The sequence below is a fragment of the Neptunomonas antarctica genome, from assembly GCF_001305295.1.
Taxonomy (GTDB): Bacteria; Pseudomonadota; Gammaproteobacteria; order Pseudomonadales; family Balneatricaceae; genus Neptunomonas; species Neptunomonas antarctica.
The window spans coordinates 16803-33974 of the sequence record NZ_LJSI01000052.1 but is presented as its reverse complement, the minus strand read 5'-3'; the positions used below and the strand labels follow the sequence as shown (position 1 = coordinate 33974).

Below are 17172 nucleotides of genomic sequence, written 5' to 3'. Positions count from 1 at the left end.
TTTAGTGAGTTAATCAGGTAGTAGGAAGGTAACGTGACAGATAAGCAGCTGAGAAAGAATCAGGTTAAAGCCGACAAAGGCCACGATTTTACGAAGAAGTACAAGGTGTCGGTGTGGGCGTCGCAACATCCTTATGCTGATGTGCCTGATGATTATTTTGAAGAGACGTTTAGTAAAAATAATACCCGCGCGGTTAATACCTGGTCTAAAAACTTTAATCTTAAGTATTTTATGCCTGATAATTTAGAAACCAATGGTGCTGAAGAAGGGCTGATCAGCATTGAAGTGGCGGCAGGTGCGTGCTCGTTTTCGACGTCGTATATCGAAACATTGATGAGTAAGGCGCGCAAGAAAAAACTTGAGCAAGTATCCTGGATCGTGTTGTTGTTTGAGGTTGAGTATAGCCTTAAGATTTCAGGTGTTGAAAAAGATCAATATATGACTTTTTTAGGGGCTTTTGATTACGATGATGGCGCTGATAATGTTTACGAAGTTGAACATCCTGAAGATGAACTGGATGAAGACGAGTATGATCAAGAGAACGATGAAACTAATCCTGCCAACGCTCGTGACTAGCAACTATTAACGCGTTCATATCAGAGCATCACCCGATTAGAGCAGATACCAAGCCGCATTTACTCATTGAGTCGATGCGGCTGAAGCTCTACATCGGTAACACGAAGGCCCAGCATAATAACTTTACCCAGATAGCGATCTTCTCCCGTTGAGGAGAACTCAAACATATAACGTCGCCACAGCCTGAGTTGGCCGTTATCGTCCCGCTTTATCCATAACGCTCTTAGCCCGACGTTTTCATCCAGTAATTGTAGCGACATATCCTTACAGTTTTTGCGTGCCGCGTTGAGTGCAATCTCTTTTACTTTTTGTGCTGACCACCAGTACCAGAGAAAAAGGCAAATTAGGGTGAACCAGAGCAGATCAGAAAACTCTATATACATAGCGATGGTACTTCGGTAGTTTTTTCAGCAGTCTGAGGTAAAAGCCTGTCGAAATAAAGGGAAGTTTACTAAGCAGCGTTATCTATCAGCTGTTGGATGCGAATAGTTGAGTAAAATGATAAGGTATACATATGTCATTGCTTCATCAGGAATTATGGTCGGTATGTTAAAAACACTTAGTGAGTTGAAACTGGAAAATAGTTATCTGGATTTTCCCGAAAATTTTTATCATCGGGTTAATCCCCGGGGATTAAAGAACGCTCATTTGGTCAGCTTTAATCCAGATGTCGCCTACATGCTGGATCTGGATCCGTGTAAGGTATCTCCTTCAGAGCTAGCCCGTTTTTTTGGTGGCGGGGAGATTTTAACCGGCAGTGAGCCGCTGGCTATGAAGTATGGTGGGCATCAGTTTGGCCAATATAATCCTGATCTGGGTGATGGCCGTGGTTTGTTGCTGGGTGAAGTGGTTAACAGTAAAGACGAGCGTTGGGATCTGCATCTTAAAGGTGCCGGTAAAACCGCTTATTCTCGTTTTGGTGACGGCCGTGCTGTACTGCGTTCGAGTATCCGTGAATACCTGATCAGTGCTGCAATGGAGGGGCTGCATATTCCGACGACGCGTGCGCTCTGTCTGGTAGGCAGTGACGAATATACGATGCGTGAAGGGATGGAGCCGTGCGCTAAGGTGCTGCGTGTAACGCAATGTCATATCCGCTTTGGTCATTTTGAGCATCTCTATTACAGCCGTCAGTATGATGCACTGAAAACGCTGGCTGACACTTGTCTGGATCGATATTTTACAGAATGCGAAGGGGATCGTAAAAGCCCGTTAGGTGAGGCTCCGCAGGCTAACGATCTTGATACAAATAATGTTGATGTAAAAGAGTCAGAGTCTGCTTACCTTGCTATGTTTAAAGCGATTCGCGATCGTTCCATTGAAATGGTCGCGAAGTGGCAGGCGTATGGTTTTGTTCATGGCGTGATGAATACCGATAATATGTCGATCTTAGGGGAAACCTTCGATTACGGTCCTTATGTGTTTATGGATCAGTACAAACCGGACTATGTGAGCAACCATACCGACCATGAAGGGCGTTATGCCTTTAAACGTCAGCCGGATGTTATGCTGTGGAATCTTTCATGTTTAGCTCAGGCGTTATTGCCTCTGATTAAGCGAGATGCCTTGGTCGCCGCGCTGGATGACTATAAAGATCTGTATCAGCAGGCTTATTATCAGCAGATGCGCGCGCGCTTAGGCTTGGTTGTAGCGCAAGACGGTGATGATGTGCTGATTGATCAGTTGATTCAACTTGCCACCGTGCAACGTATTGATCTTAATCGTTTCCTGCGCGATCTTTGTGATCTTGATCCGGATAATGATACAAGCTTACAGCAATGCCTGCGTCATTTTAGCGATCCTGTTGCGGCAACGGATTGGCTGGTGGCTTACACCCATCGTGCGGCGTTGGAAATGGCCAGTTTTCCTATCATGCAACAGCAAATGCGCAGTGTGAACCCTTGTTATTTACTACGCAGCTACATGCTTGAAGAGGCGATTCGTGAAGCCAATGACGGTGATTACCGACTGGTCAATACGTTGCTTAGCGTTGTGCGTAATCCCTTTGAAGAGAAACCGGAGTTTGCCCGTTATGCGGGAGAGGCGCCAGAGTGGGCCGGTGGTATTAGCCTAAGCTGTTCATCTTAATGGGGCTGTGTTTTCTTCTTTTTCAATAATTGCTTGAATTAAGTGCCCTAAATAAGAACTCAATTATACAGTGTCAGTAATCAATGATGGATTACTGTTGATTAAAGGTTCCCTCCATTGGGATAATCATCCCATTAAAAGTGAATAATAGCGTTTTAAGAGGAAAGTCCATGCCATTGTTAGATAGCTTTACCGTTGACCACACACGTATGCACGCGCCAGCTGTTCGTGTGGCCAAATCAATGCAAACACCGAGTGGCGATACGATCACCGTTTTTGATCTGCGTTTTTGCTTACCCAACAAAGAGATTCTGAGTGAGCGCGGTATTCATACGCTTGAGCATCTGTTTGCTGGTTTTATGCGTGAACATTTGAATGGCGATAACGTTGAAATTATTGATATTTCTCCAATGGGTTGCCGTACAGGCTTCTATATGAGCCTTATTGGCCATCCTACCGAGACGCAAGTAGGCGATGCTTGGCTAGCGGCCATGGATGATGTTGAGAAAGTACAGTCACAGAACCAGATTCCTGAGCTGAACGAGTACCAGTGTGGCACGCAAGAGATGCATTCATTAGATGAAGCAAAGCAAATTGCCGCTAATGTGAAATCGCGCGGTATTTCGGTTAACAGTAATGATGAGCTGAAATTAGATCCTGAATTCCTGAAAAGTCACTCGTAATTCAGGCCGATTTTACCGCTTGTCTTTAACGTTGATGTTTAGAATAAAGCCGGTCTTTGCGATATAGACCGGCTTTTCTCGTTTTAACGAGTAACCGTCTGCTAGACGCTCGGCTTATCAGGAGCCTTACTTAAACCTGCCTCACGTTTTTCTGCCTGCGATCCCAATAACAGCGACCCCATCCCTCCACTAACGACCAGGATTACACCGGCCAATGATAACCAATCCGGAATATGGTCCCAGAAATACCACCCCCAGAATCCGGTAAATACGACACCACAATAACTGATGGGCGAGATCACCGATGCTTTTGCATAAAGGTACGCTTGCGTATATAGCCACATCGTTAACCAGATGGATAAACCAATCAGCAGCATCGGCAAGAGCGCTGCGACAGGAATCGGCTGCCAGTTAAGTATTGCCAATGGGGTGCTCGCGATGGCAGATAATCCAAAGTAATAAAACAAAACCCGATTCGTCGGTTCGGAGCGCGTCAGCATACGTGTGCTGAGAATGGATCCTGCCAGAGTAATGGCTGACCCAAAACCAATCAGGTGCCAGACACTCAGCGCGTTTCCGTCGGGTTTGAGAATTAAGCCAATGCCAATAAAACCGATGGCTATCGGAATCCAGCGTATCCAGGCGATATGGATTCTATATACCAGTAAAATAAGAAAAGGGACACACAGTGGAGCGGCGTTGCGTAGCAAAGCAGCATCCACAAGGGGAATGTGGGCGATAGCCAGGTAATAGGTATAGAAGCAGGCCCAGCCGCAAAGTGCCCGTATAATATGCAAGCTGAGTTTTTCTGTTTTGACTCCCTGTATGCCTTTACGCAATAGCCAGGGCAGCATAAAGACAGCGCAGATGACATATTGTGCTGCCACAATAATTTCTATGCTGACCAGCATCGCTGTATATTTGATCAATGCAGCAGCCACGCTCATGATCAGTGCAGTGGCCAGCGCATAAAAGGCACCCAGGCCAATGTTTTGTGTAGGGGAAGAGATCAATTGAGAATCCTGACGCTTCAATTACAATGGGTGCTTACGCACTCAATGGATGACTTAAATGGATGAAATTCTGGTACTTTTAACCCAGAACTGGCTAAGCCTGACCGCACTTGTCTGGTTTGTTCTCTGCTTCCGTGGCTATATGTATTATGCCAAACGCAAAAGCTACACAACGCCATGTCTTGCCAGCGTTATGCACATGTATCGTCAGCAATGGATGCAACATGTCATGGAACGGGAAGTCCGGATTGCTGACACATCAGCCATCGCTAATCTGGAACGTAGTGTATCCTTTTTTGCATCAACCACAATGCTGATTCTGGCCGGTTTGATGACCGTCTTAGGGTCTACTGAGAGAGCGATTGATCTGGTTGCAGATATCCCCTTTGCTATACTGGCTACCCGACAGGAATGGGAACTGAAAATACTGCTACTCATTGTGCTTTTTGTTTATGCCTTCTTTAAGTTTACCTGGAGTCTGCGCCAGTACGGATTCGTGTCGGTAATGATTGGTGGTGCACCTACACCCGAAGAAATGACATCCAAGCAAGTTAAACAGGCGACGGCGTCAAGAATTGCCAAGATGTCGTCAATGGCCGCCAATAACTTTAATACAGGGTTGCGGACGTTTTACTTTAGTCAGGCAGTATTGGGATGGTTCATTAACCCTATACTTTTTATTGCATTGTCCACGTTTATTGCGTTTGTTCTGTACCGACGGGAATTTAACTCATCTACGTTGCGCACACTGATGATGTCTACCGAGCCGGAGCGTAAAGAATGAGCCAACTTATTCTGGAAAAGTGCCGCCGTTTTATTGCGTCACTCGCGCACATGCGTAAGTTGCAGATGCAGGTGATCAGAGCCGATGAAAAAAGCGTAACAGTGGTTTTGCCGGTGCAAGATCAGCTAATCAGTTCGGCTTTTGATACTTATATGCATGGCGGCGTTCTGACAACGCTGGTGGATACCGCCACTAGCTTATCAACCATACCTGCGCTGAAAGAGTACGAATTATGCCCGACCCTGGATCTGCGTATTGATCATATGTCGACCCCTGTTGCCAGTCAGCCGCTATACGCTTTTGCCGAATGTTACCGCGTAACGCGTAACGTGTTGTTCACCCGGGCCACTATTTATCAGGAAAACCCCGATAAGCCGGTGGCGTATGCAATTTCCACCTTTATGCGTCCTGGCGACGGAAATACCGATGCATCATTTAAAGCGATAATTGATGGTGTCGATATAACAGCTACGACGAAACTGATAGAGGAGAGTATCTGATGGACCTGTTACAGCAACGCGTGAATCAGGCCCACGCGACTGGCGATTATCAACCGGTTATCGATCTGATTCCTTATGCCGGCGTGATCGGGGTAAAGTGTGAACGTTTTGGCGAAGAGATGATTTTTCGTCTGCCGCGTAATTCGGATAATATTGGTAATCCCACGATACCGGCGATTCACGGGGGGGTAATCGCTTCGTTTATGGAGCTGACGGCTGCGTTTCAGTTGACGCTGCAATTAGAGCATCCTGCCTTGGCTAAAATTATCGATTTTTCGGTGGATTATATGCGGGCGGGTTTAGATAGGGATACCTTTGCGATGTGCAAGATAGAACGACAAGGGCGCCGTGTAGCAAATTGTTCGATCATTGCCTGGCAGGATAGAAAAAGCCATCCGATTGCCTCAGCGCGGGGGCATTTTCTACTCGATTCATTTTCTGCACTGACATAATCTGCCAATCTACCCTTGAAAATCAGATCACTGCCCCCATCTCTCTGGAAGTGAAAAAATAATTTTCTAAGAGAATAAGGTACAGTATCTATGAGCACAGAAACGCAGAAAGAAACACTTGGTTTTCAGACGGAAGTCAAACAGCTCCTCAATCTGATGATCCATTCTTTGTACTCTAACAAAGAGATCTTCCTGCGCGAGCTGATCTCCAATGCATCAGACGCGGCTGAAAAACTACGCTTTAAAGCACTTTCTAATGGTGAACTTTACGAAAACGACGGTGACCTTAAAATCACAGTCAGTTTCGATGCTGAAGCAAAAACCGTCACTATCGAAGATAACGGCTTGGGTATGAACCGTAGCGAAGTGATTGAACATTTGGGTACAATTGCTAAATCCGGTACGGCAAGCTTTCTGGGCCAGTTGACAGGCGATCAGTCAAAAGATAATCAGCTGATTGGTCAATTTGGTGTGGGTTTCTACTCTGCTTTTATTGTGGCTAAGCAGGTTGATGTGTTCACTCGTGCTGCAGGCGCGCCGGTTTCTGAAGGTGTGCTTTGGAGTTCGGAAGGTGAAGGCGAATTCAGCATTGAAACACTTGATAAAGCGACTCGTGGTACACAGATTGTACTGCACCTTAAAGATGGTGAAGAAGAGTTTGCTGATGGTTCACGCCTGCGTACTCTGGTACGTAAATACTCAGATCATATTGCTATGCCTGTGATGATGCTGAAAGAAGCGCCACTAGGTCAGGAAGAAAGCGAAGAAGATCTGGCTGAAGGCGAAGAAGCAAAAGCACCAAAAGAAGTCGCAGCCCCTGAGTTAGAAACAGTCAACAGTGCAACGGCTCTGTGGACGTTGAACAAGGGCGATATTTCTGAAGAAGAATATAATGAATTCTATAAACATATTTCACACGATTTCGGGAACCCGCTGACCGTAGCTCACAATCGTGTAGAAGGTAATCTGGAATACACCAGCCTGTTATATGTGCCAGAAACAGCACCGTATGACTTGTGGAACCGTGATGCACCACGTGGCCTGAAACTATACATCCAGCGTGTTTTCGTTATGGATCAGGCAGACTCGTTCTTGCCATTGTATTTACGCTTTATCAAAGGTGTGGTTGATTCAAATAACCTGTCACTGAACGTGTCGCGTGAAATTCTGCAGAAAGATCCGAACGTCGATAAGCTACGTACTGCATTGACTAAGCGTGTTCTGGATATGCTGACTAAACTGGCGAAAAATGAGCCAGAGAAATACGTCACTTTCTGGAAAGCATTTGGTAGCGTGATCAAAGAAGGCCCGGCTGAAGATTATACCAACCGTGAAAAGATCATGAAGCTGTTGCGTTTCGCTTCTACGCATACCAACAGTGATGCACCAACGACGTCTCTAGAAGATTACATCAGCCGCATGAAAGAAGGTCAGACTAAGATCTATTATGTGGTAGCAGAAAACTACAATACTGCTAAAAACAGCCCGCACTTGGAAATCTTCCGTAAGAAAGGTATCGAAGTACTGCTGATGACTGAGCGTGTAGACGAGTGGATGATGAGCCATCTGTTCGACTTCGAAGGCAAGACGCTTCAGAATGTCACTAAGGGTGAGTTAGAGCTGGGCGAAACCGAGACAGAAGAAGACAAAAAAGCGCAGGAAGAAGCGGTTAAAGAAGCAGCAGGTTTGGTTGAACGTTTGAAAGAACGTCTGAAAGAGAAAGTATCTGATGTGCGTGTTACACACCGCTTGACTGATTCTCCCGCCTGTCTGGTACTGAACGCCTATGATATGGGTGCTCAGATGCGCCAGATTATGGAAGCGGCAGGCCAGGCTGTACCGGATTCTAAGCCAGTCTTTGAAGTGAATCCAGAGCACCCACTGATTCAGAAACTGGACCAGGAAGCAGATGAAGATCGCTTCGGTGAATTAGCGCTGATTATGTTTGATCAGGCTGACCTGGCAGCAGGTGGCCATTTGGCTGATCCGGCGGCTTATGTCACCCGCTTGAACAAGCTGTTACTTGAGCTAAGTAAGTAGCTTTTTAAGTAAGTAATTTTAAGTAAGCGGCTTTTCAAATAAGCATAAAAAAGCGGGCACTTGCCCGCTTTTTTTATGCCTTCAAACTAACGCTAGGGATGCAACGCAAAATAATGAATCCGACAATGAAAAAACTGATGATGAGTGCGATTTTATTATCGCTGCCAATACTGGGTAACGCGCAAGATAAAACAGCAGATGATTATGTTGAATACCGACAGGGTGTATTCAACGCCATCGGCTGGCACTTCAAAAAGATGGGACCCATGATTCAGGGGCGCATACCTTATGATGCGGTCGAGTTTAAACGTCATGCTGAAGCGGTTGCGGTGTTATCACACATGCCCGCTGAAGGGTTTGTCAAAGAGGCAAAAGACAGCACTTTACCGACGCGGGTCAAGCCTGATGTGTGGTTTCAGACGGAGCGCTTTAATACTTACATGGACGACATGATAAAAGCAGCGGCTGAATTAGCAGAGCAAGCGGGCGTAGAAGATAAGGATGAGCTTCGTCCTGCTTACGGCAATGTAGCTAAGCAGTGTAAGGCGTGTCACGATCGATACCGTGAGCGAGGCTAAGGTCATACGGCAGAGTATTTCTCATTAAAACTTTTCATTAGGCTTTGTATTAGGGAGTGCCATCAGTACTTATTAAAGCACTGATGAGAAGTGTTTTAATAAGTACTTTCATAAGCTCGCTGAAAAGAGAGCTTATGTTAAGAGCCCTTATATAAAGCGGGTTTTGAGGAAAAGCTCTTCAACTTTGGTGCGTGCCCACGGAGTTTTACGTAGAAATTTCAGGCTTGATTTAACGCTGGGATCGCTCTGGAAGCAGCGAATAGTGATCAGTTGGCCTAATGTCTCCCATCCATAATAGGCTTCGAGTGCCGTAACAATACTCTCAAGTGAAAGGCCATGCAGTGGATTGTTCTTCTGTACTTGCGTCATTAAAACCCTGTGGCCTTGCGGCGGTCTGTGTTACTAAAACGATGATCGTTGATTATATTTTACTGCTTATGCATAGTTGGTTATTCGCAACCTGAAGCTCATTATACGTAAGACAGCTAGCGCTTGTCCCTGCTTATCTTTCATGACGCCATCGTCCCCACCTTAGCGCTTGCTTTAGTTCTCGCTTTATATCTTGATTTCAGGTGTCGTAAATGGACATTCTCAAGGCGTAGCGGGGCATGGCGCGTTTCTGTACGCCCGTTATTATCGCTGTATTGGGAATTGTGCAACATGACTTATCTCCCCAGCGTTTACTGACACCGGTTAACGGGCAGGAAACAATAATTATAAAACTCAATTTGTGACTCGGCTGTTTGGCTTAGTAGGAGATATCGATGTTTAGTAAAGGTGACCAGGTTCAAGGGTACGATGATGTTTTGTGGGCAGCAGTCGAGCATGAGGCACAGCGTCAGGAAGAGCATATTGAGTTAATCGCTTCCGAAAATTATACAAGCCCCCGTGTCATGCAGATGCAAGGTTCTGTGCTCACTAACAAATACGCTGAAGGTTACCCTGAAAAGCGCTACTACGGAGGCTGTGAATTCGTTGACGTGGTTGAGCAGTTGGCGATTGATCGTGCTAATGCTTTGTTCGGTTCAACTTACGCTAACGTTCAGCCGCATTCGGGTTCTCAGGCGAACGCTGCCGTTTACATGGCGCTATGTGCGCCGGGCGATACTATTCTTGGTATGAGCCTGGCACACGGTGGTCACCTGACTCACGGCTCGCATGTTAATTTCTCCGGCAAAATGTATAACGCTGTTCAGTACGGTCTGAATGAAGCGACGGGCGAGATCGATTACGACGAAGTTGAGCGTCTGGCAGTAGAGCACAAACCGAAGATGATTGTTGCCGGTTTCTCTGCTTATTCGCGTATCGTTGATTGGGCACGTTTCCGCGAAATTGCCGATAAAGTGGGCGCATATCTGTTTGTTGATATGGCGCATGTTGCTGGATTAGTTGCCGCTGGTTTGTATCCGAATCCGGTGCCTTTTGCTGATGTAGTCACCACAACAACACACAAGACCTTGCGTGGCCCTCGTGGAGGTTTGATTATCTCGCGTGATAATGAATTGGAGAAGAAACTGAATTCTGCTGTATTCCCAGGCGGTCAGGGTGGTCCTCTGATGCATGTGATTGCGGCTAAAGCAGTAGCATTCAAAGAAGCGCAGGAACCTGAATTCAAAGAATATCAGGCGCAAGTGATTAAGAACGCTAATGCAATGGCTGAAGTGCTGATCGAGCGTGGTTTTGAAATCGTCTCGGGTGGCACTGAAAATCACCTGTTTCTACTAAGCCTGATCAAGCAAGGCCTTACCGGTAAAGCGGCCGATGCAGCCTTGGGTCGGGCTAACATTACTGTGAACAAAAACGCTGTTCCTGGCGATCCACAATCACCGTTTGTAACGTCGGGTCTGCGTATCGGTTCTCCGGTAGTGACTACCCGTGGCTTCAAAGAAGAACATTGCCGCACATTGGCCGGCTGGATTGCTGATTTGCTGGATGTGCTTGACCAGCCTGACACGTTGGAAATAAAGATTGCTGAAGTAAAAGAACAAGTGAAAGCGTTATGCGCCGAGTATCCGGTGTATCGTTGAGCACATAAGACCCTATATGCCAGCGGCTCAGGCGGCTGGTTTAGTCATCGCTAAGTGATCGGGAAGACAAAAAACTGTCCGTTCACGTTTAAAAATTGGAGCTGATAATATGCAGCGTTATTCAGGTTTTGGACTGCTTAAGCATAGTCTGACTCATCATGAAAACTGGCAACGTGTCTGGCGTAACCCTACGCCCAAGAAAGAATACGATGTCATTATCATCGGAGGGGGTGGTCATGGTCTGGCTACTGCTTATTATCTGGCGAAAGAGCATGGTATTACCAACGTAGCCGTAATAGAAAAGGGCTATTTGGGAGGCGGTAACACCGCGCGAAATACTACGATCGTACGTTCTAACTACTTATGGGATGAGTCTGCCCATCTATATGAGCACGCGATGAAGTTGTGGGAAGGCCTGTCTCAGGATCTGAACTACAACGTAATGTTCTCCCAACGAGGCGTGCTTAACCTGGGCCATACGCTGCAGGACATGCGTGATATTCAACGTCGGGTGAGTGCTAACCGTCTCAATGGTATTGATGGCGAAGTGCTGGACCCGCAGCAGATCAAAGAAATAGTGCCGCATATGGACTGCTCTGACAATACCCGCTATCCGATTATGGGTGCGTCCTGGCAGCCGCGTGGTGGTGTGGCACGTCATGATGCCGTTGCCTGGGGCTTTGCTCGTGGTGCCGATGCCTACGGTGTCGACATGTTGCAAGAAACGGAAGTCGTTGATCTGGTAATTGAAGACGGCGCGATTGTGGGTGTTAAAACCAACAAATATGGCGTGATTAAAGCCGGTCGTGTCGGTAGCGTCGTGGCGGGTAATTCTGGTGTTATCGCTAAGATGGCCGGTTTTGATCTGCCGATAGAATCACATCCGCTACAAGCCATGGTCTCTGAGCCGATCAAACCGATTCTGGATACGGTTGTGATGTCTAACCATGTGCATGGCTACGTTAGCCAGTCAGATAAAGGCGATTTGGTGATTGGTGCCGGCATTGATGGCTGGAATGGCTATGGTCAGCGCGGCTCTTTTCCAACGATCGAACATACTATGCAGGCCATTGTTGAGCTGTTTCCGATCTTCAGTCGTGTACGTCTGAACCGGCAGTGGGGCGGTATTGTTGATACCTGCCCGGATGCGTGTCCGATTATCAGTAAGACGCCGGTTGAAAATTTGTTCTTTAACTGTGGCTGGGGCACCGGAGGCTTTAAAGCGACACCGGGCTCGGGGCATGTTTTTGCGGCATCGCTGGCAACCGGTGAAATGCATCCGATGGCTAAACCGTTTTCCATGTTCCGCTTCCATGATGGCGCATTGATCGATGAGCATGGCGCTGCTGGCGTAGCTCACTAAGGGGAGATGAAAAGATGTTTTATATCTACTGCCCGCATTGTGGCGAGCACCGTGAAGAAGAAGAGTTTCATGCTAAAGGGCAAGCGCATATTGTGCGCCCGATAGATCCCGCTGCTTGTGATGATAAAGCCTGGGGGGAATATCTGTTTTTCCGTAAAAATCCTCGTGGTCTGCATCACGAGTTATGGATACATGCTGCTGGTTGTCGCAAGTTTTTTAATATGACACGCGATACAGTCACCTACGAAATCAAAGAAATCTACAAGATTGGCGAACAGCCATCGGTGGTTGCCGGTAACAAGCTTGCTGGTAATAAATGAGGAGCGGAACCATGTCACAGAAAAACCGCCTCGGTACTGGGGGCCGCATCGATCGCACCACGCCGCTGAAGTTTCAGTACAACGGTAAAACATACACAGGTTTTCAGGGCGATACTCTGGCTTCAGCTATATTAGCGAATGGCATTGATGTTGTTGGCCGTAGTTTTAAATACAGCCGTCCACGTGGGGTTGTTGCCGCCGGTGCTGAAGAGCCCAATGCGGTATTGCAGTTAGGCGCGACAGAAGAGACACAAGTACCTAACGTGCGCGCCACTCAGCAAGAGTTGTTCGACGGACTCACCAGTCAGGCAGTTAATGGCTGGCCCAATGTCGACAACGATATGATGAGTTGGGTCGGTAAGTTGGGTGGTAAAATGATGCCTCCCGGCTTTTACTATAAAACCTTTATGTACCCGAAATCACTTTGGGATACGTATGAATCAATGATTCGAAAAGCGGCAGGTCTGGGCCGTTCGCCGTTGGAAAATGATCCGGATACCTACGATAAAGTAAATCAGCACTGTGACGTGCTGGTGGTGGGTGCGGGCCCTGCAGGATTGGCCGCGGCGTTAACCGCCGCTCGTAGTGGTGCACGCGTTATTCTGGCGGATGAACAGAGCGAGTTTGGTGGCAGTTTATTAAGCAGTAAGGAATTGCTGGATGGCAAACCGGCTACAAGCTGGGTAAAAAGCGCGGTTGATGAGTTGGCTGGCTGTGCCGACGTTCTGTTATTACCCCGTGCGACGGTTAACGGTTACCACGACCATAACTTTCTGACCATTCATGAGCGTTTGACTGACCATCTGGCCGATAAAGCACCCGTAGGCATGGTGCGCCAGCGTCTGCACCGTGTACGTGCTAAATGGGTTGTATTGGCAACCGGTGCGCATGAGCGTCCTTTGGTCTTTTCTAACAATGATGTGCCGGGCTGCATGATCGCCAGTGCCGTATCTACGTACATTAATCGTTACGGTGTGGTTCCCGGTAGCGAATTGGTATTGATGACGACCAATGATTATGGTTATCAGGCCGCGCTGGATTGGCACGACGCTCAACGTAAAGTCGTCGCTATCGTTGATACTCGTCAAAATCCGCAAGGTGCGCGTGTAGAACAAGCCCGCAAACGTGGCTTGAATGTGATCACCGGTTCAGCCGTTATCGAAGTTCAGGGCAGTAAGCGTGTTAGCGGTGTTTCGGTGGCCACCATTGATGCTGCCGGTAATAAGGTCACCGGAGCGGTCAACCGCCTGAACGCCGATACTGTCGCTAGTTCAGGAGGCTGGAGTCCGGTTATCCATTTGTCATCGCATACGGGCAGTCGTCCGGTGTGGGATGATAAAGTGGTTGGCTTTGTGCCCGGTCCTACCGTTCAGAAGCAGCTGACGGCCGGCGGGATTAATGGCAAATACAGCATTAATGAAGCCTTGTCTGAAGGTGTATTGGCGGGCTTAAACGCCTTGGCTAAATTAGACCTGCCAGCGACTGAGGTTGTCTTACCTTCGGCGGCCGATATGGTTGAAGAAGCGAGCATGACGTTGTTCCAGATACCTCATCTGCTACCGACGTCAAAAGCGCCAAAACAGTTTGTCGATTACCAGACGGATGTGACGGCTGCAGGTATTGAAGTGGCCTGCCGTGAAGGCTTCGAGTCGATTGAACATGTAAAACGTTACACCGCAATGGGCTTTGGTACGGATCAGGGCAAGCTGGGTAATATTAATGGTATGGCCGTGGCCGCTAAGGCGCTTAATAAAACCATTCCGGAAACCGGTACCACGATTTTCAGACCTAACTACACGCCGGTCACCTTTGGTGCAATGGTCGGACGTGATTGTGGTGAGCTGTTTGACCCTAAACGTTATACCGCTATGCATAAATGGCACGTCGAACATGGCGCTAAGTTTGAAGATGTGGGTCAGTGGAAGCGTGGTTGGTACTACCCTAAACCGGGTGAGTCGATGCAGGAGTGTCTGGATCGTGAATGTAAGGCTACCCGCGATAGTGTCGGTATTCTCGATGCGTCAACGCTAGGTAAAATTGATATTCAGGGTGCGGATGCACGTGAGTTTCTGGGGCGTATTTACACCAACGCCTGGGCTAAATTAGCGGTCGGTAAATGTCGTTATGGCTTGATGTGTGGCGAAGACGGTATGGTCTTTGATGATGGGGTTACCTCTTGTCTTGGCGATAACCATTTTCTGATGACTACAACCACCGGTGGTGCGCCGCGTGTTCTTGAATGGCTGGAGCTATGGCATCAGACTGAATGGCCAGAGCTGGACGTGTACTTCAACACCGTAACGGATCACTGGTCGACGCTGACTATTTCTGGCCCTAATAGCCGTAAATTGTTGTCTGAGTTAACAGATTTTGATCTATCCAATGAGAATTTCTCCTTCATGGACGTGCATCAGTGCACGGTAGCGGGCGTGCCTGCACGCGTTTTCCGTATTTCCTTTACGGGTGAGCTTTCCTACGAAATTAACGTGCAGGCTAACTACGGTATGCATGTCTGGGAAAAACTTTTTGAACATGGTAAACAGTTTAATCTGACACCGTACGGTACTGAAACTATGCATGTATTACGTGCAGAGAAAGGCTTCATTATCGCAGGGCAAGATACAGATGGCTCCGTTCATCCGCATGATTTAGGGATGAGTTGGTGTGTTTCTGACCAAAAACCGTTTAGTTATGTCGGCAAGCGTGGAATGGCACGCCAGGACTGCATGCGAGAAAACCGTAAGCAGCTGGTGGGTCTGAAAACCAAAGAGCCAAAGGTCGTTATTCCTGAAGGTTCGCAAGCGGTATTTGATCCGAATGAGCCGATTCCGATGACGATGGTCGGTCATATCACGTCCAGTTATTACAGTGCTAATTTGGGTCATAGTATAGCTATGGGTGTGATTAAAGGAGGCTTGAGTCGCATGGGCGAAACGGTGTATTACCCGCAAGCGGATGGTCGTGTGATTGAGGCTGAAATTTGTAGCCTTGTCTTCCTTGATCCAAAAGGAGAGCGTCAAAATGTCTGATTTAGAGTCAAACGTTGAAGTAGTAGCAAAAGCGGCCGTGATGAACCAGCTGCCTGCTGACGGTAGCGGTGTTCGTGCTGAATCACCTTTGTTTCATGCCGAGTTGGAGGTCCTTGCTAAGCAAGGGCCGCAGCAGGGCGGCGTGCATCTGCGTGAGAATAAGCTGCAAGGCCATTTGACGCTGCGTTGCAATCAGAATAATCCAGACCAGCTGGCGGCTGTTGAAACGGTACTGGGGTTGGCGCTGCCGATCCAGCCGTTAACAGCCGTTGTTAAAGGAGATATTTCGATTCGTTGGATGTCTCCGGATGAGTGGCTTATCGTTGTTCCGGGTGAGCAAACTTTCGATATAGAGAGCTGTTTCCGCGATGTGATGACAGGTCACTACTCGCTGGTTAATGGCAGTGGTGGCCAGACGATTATTGAATTGTGGGGACCTGATGTGGTGAGCCTGCTGAAAAAATGCACGCCTATTGATTTTCATCCGACGCAGTTCCCTGTTGGCAAGGTGGTCTCCTCCATCTTTGCGAAAAGTGGTGCAGTGATTAGCCGTACGGGAGAAGATCGCTTTGAGTTAGTGATACGTCGTAGTTTTGCCGATTATCTGTGGCTCTGGCTGCAGGATGCCAGCCGTGAATATGGTTTGGTGATTGAGGTCTGAAACTGTCCGGGCCTGAAAAGGCCCGGATAGTCCCTCGGTTTCACTTTTTTTATAGCGGTTCTTTAAGTAAAGGTGGTGTGATGAACAGCAAATCAAAGCCGTGGATATTTACTGCCAGTTGTCCCAGTATTGTCGGCACCGTTGATGTAGTAACCCGGTATATGGCTAATGCTAAAAACTATATCGATGAAATCCATTCGTTCGATGATAGGGAGTCGCAGCGCTTCTTTATCCGGGTAGAGTTTCAGCCGGGTGATAGTGACTTCACTGAAGCGACTTTTGCTGCAGATTTTGCCGAGCGTGCGGCTGAGTTTTCTATGGAGTGGCAGCTGGCCCGCCCTGAGCATCGTCAGCGTGTCGCTATTCTGGTATCAAAATATGATCATTGTCTGAACGATCTGCTATATCGCTATCGTACCGGGCAGCTGAATATCGAGATTCCGGTGATTATCTCTAATCATCCCGACCTTAAGCCTCTGGCTGAGTGGCATGGTATTCCCTACCATCACTTGCCCATCAGCAATGAAACCAAGCCTGAACAAGAAGCCGAGATCGTTAAATTACTGGCAGAATACGATATTGAACTGGTCGTGCTGGCGCGTTACATGCAAGTGCTGTCGCCTAAAATGTGTGAGCATTTAGATGGCTGGGCGATCAATATACATCACTCTCTGTTACCTGGTTTTAAAGGTGCCCGTCCATACCATCAGGCATGGGAAAAAGGCGTCAAGATGGTCGGTGCTACCGCGCATTATGTGAATAATGATCTGGATGAAGGGCCAATTATCGCACAAGGCATTCAGACGGTCGGGCATGCACAATACCCCGAAGATTTGATATCAAAAGGGCAGGATGTGGAGCGTGTCACGCTCTTTAATGCGGTGCGCTACCATATTGAAAAACGTGTGTTTATCAATGGTCACCGAACCGTAGTATTTAGTAACTAATCTCACTACATCTCTAGTATAAGCCTGGCTGTAATAAGTGAATATTTTCATTAATATTCGCTGTGTTCTGGTCTGGCTTATTTTTTAAAAGAGGTTTCATAGGGTTAATGG

Annotated in this window: 17 protein-coding genes; 14 read left to right on the top strand and 3 right to left on the bottom strand. The window is 47.5% G+C overall.

Annotated features, from left to right (window positions below; translation table 11 throughout):
- Positions 1 to 33 precede the first annotated feature (33 nt).
- On the top strand, positions 34 to 576 hold the full coding sequence (locus Nant_RS14105) for an immunity 22 family protein (protein ID WP_202905026.1): 543 nt from the start codon (positions 34 to 36) through the stop codon (positions 574 to 576).
- 59 nt (positions 577 to 635) lie between these two features.
- On the opposite strand, the gene Nant_RS14100 is transcribed toward Nant_RS14105, so the two are convergent.
- Positions 636 to 959 carry a DUF3301 domain-containing protein gene (locus tag Nant_RS14100; RefSeq protein WP_054342309.1) on the bottom strand — a complete coding sequence of 108 codons (324 nt, stop codon included), beginning with the start codon at positions 957 to 959 and terminating at the stop codon, positions 636 to 638.
- A 163-nt stretch (positions 960 to 1122) separates the two neighbouring features.
- On the opposite strand from Nant_RS14100, the gene Nant_RS14095 reads away from it, so the two are divergent.
- Both Nant_RS14095 and luxS read left to right on the top strand, forming a co-directional pair.
- Complete coding sequence (locus Nant_RS14095; protein ID WP_076495963.1) at positions 1123 to 2664, top strand: protein adenylyltransferase SelO; 1542 nt, start codon at positions 1123 to 1125, stop codon at positions 2662 to 2664.
- 170 nt (positions 2665 to 2834) lie between these two features.
- Complete coding sequence (gene luxS / locus Nant_RS14090; protein ID WP_054342307.1) at positions 2835 to 3347, top strand: S-ribosylhomocysteine lyase; 513 nt, start codon at positions 2835 to 2837, stop codon at positions 3345 to 3347.
- Between the two features lie 101 nt (positions 3348 to 3448).
- Here luxS and Nant_RS14085 read toward each other — a convergent pair whose 3' ends face one another.
- Entirely contained in the window at positions 3449 to 4360 is a 912-nt protein-coding gene (locus tag Nant_RS14085) for a DMT family transporter (RefSeq protein WP_238377153.1), read from the bottom strand.
- Between the two features lie 58 nt (positions 4361 to 4418).
- Here Nant_RS14085 and Nant_RS14080 point away from each other — a divergent pair, with 58 nt between their 5' ends.
- The 5 genes from Nant_RS14080 (at position 4419) to Nant_RS14060 (ending at position 8714) form a co-directional block, all read left to right on the top strand.
- On the top strand, positions 4419 to 5144 hold the full coding sequence (locus Nant_RS14080) for a DUF599 domain-containing protein (protein WP_054342306.1): 726 nt from the start codon (positions 4419 to 4421) through the stop codon (positions 5142 to 5144).
- A complete protein-coding gene (locus Nant_RS14075; protein ID WP_054342305.1) occupies positions 5141 to 5644 on the top strand; it encodes a PaaI family thioesterase in 504 nt (167 codons plus the stop codon). Before Nant_RS14080 ends, Nant_RS14075 begins: the two co-directional genes overlap by 4 nt.
- Entirely contained in the window at positions 5644 to 6096 is a 453-nt protein-coding gene (locus Nant_RS14070; protein WP_054342304.1) for a PaaI family thioesterase, read from the top strand. Before Nant_RS14075 ends, Nant_RS14070 begins: the two co-directional genes overlap by 1 nt.
- Positions 6097 to 6186: 90 nt before the next feature.
- On the top strand, positions 6187 to 8136 hold the full coding sequence (htpG, locus tag Nant_RS14065) for a molecular chaperone HtpG (protein WP_054342303.1): 1950 nt from the start codon (positions 6187 to 6189) through the stop codon (positions 8134 to 8136).
- 125 nt (positions 8137 to 8261) lie between these two features.
- A complete protein-coding gene (locus Nant_RS14060) occupies positions 8262 to 8714 on the top strand; it encodes a c-type cytochrome (protein WP_054342302.1) in 453 nt (150 codons plus the stop codon).
- Between the two features lie 147 nt (positions 8715 to 8861).
- On the opposite strand, the gene Nant_RS14055 is transcribed toward Nant_RS14060, so the two are convergent.
- Complete coding sequence (locus Nant_RS14055) at positions 8862 to 9083, bottom strand: VF530 family protein (RefSeq protein ID WP_054342301.1); 222 nt, start codon at positions 9081 to 9083, stop codon at positions 8862 to 8864.
- 395 nt (positions 9084 to 9478) lie between these two features.
- On the opposite strand from Nant_RS14055, the gene glyA reads away from it, so the two are divergent.
- The 6 genes from glyA (at position 9479) to purU (ending at position 17061) form a co-directional block, all read left to right on the top strand.
- Positions 9479 to 10741 carry a serine hydroxymethyltransferase gene (glyA, locus tag Nant_RS14050; RefSeq protein ID WP_054342300.1) on the top strand — a complete coding sequence of 421 codons (1263 nt, stop codon included), beginning with the start codon at positions 9479 to 9481 and terminating at the stop codon, positions 10739 to 10741.
- Between the two features lie 109 nt (positions 10742 to 10850).
- Positions 10851 to 12104 (top strand): sarcosine oxidase subunit beta family protein, encoded by a 1254-nt coding sequence (locus Nant_RS14045; RefSeq protein ID WP_054342299.1) that lies wholly within the window; start codon positions 10851 to 10853, stop codon positions 12102 to 12104.
- Positions 12105 to 12118: 14 nt separating this feature from the next.
- Positions 12119 to 12424, top strand: coding sequence for a sarcosine oxidase subunit delta (locus Nant_RS14040; RefSeq protein ID WP_054342298.1), 306 nt, complete (start codon positions 12119 to 12121; stop codon positions 12422 to 12424).
- Between the two features lie 11 nt (positions 12425 to 12435).
- Positions 12436 to 15453, top strand: a complete 3018-nt coding sequence (locus tag Nant_RS14035) for a sarcosine oxidase subunit alpha (protein WP_054342297.1) — start codon at positions 12436 to 12438, stop codon at positions 15451 to 15453.
- A complete protein-coding gene (locus Nant_RS14030) occupies positions 15446 to 16114 on the top strand; it encodes a sarcosine oxidase subunit gamma (protein WP_054342296.1) in 669 nt (222 codons plus the stop codon). Before Nant_RS14035 ends, Nant_RS14030 begins: the two co-directional genes overlap by 8 nt.
- 80 nt (positions 16115 to 16194) lie before the next feature.
- Positions 16195 to 17061 (top strand): formyltetrahydrofolate deformylase, encoded by an 867-nt coding sequence (gene purU / locus Nant_RS14025; protein ID WP_054342295.1) that lies wholly within the window; start codon positions 16195 to 16197, stop codon positions 17059 to 17061.
- Positions 17062 to 17172 lie beyond the last annotated feature (111 nt).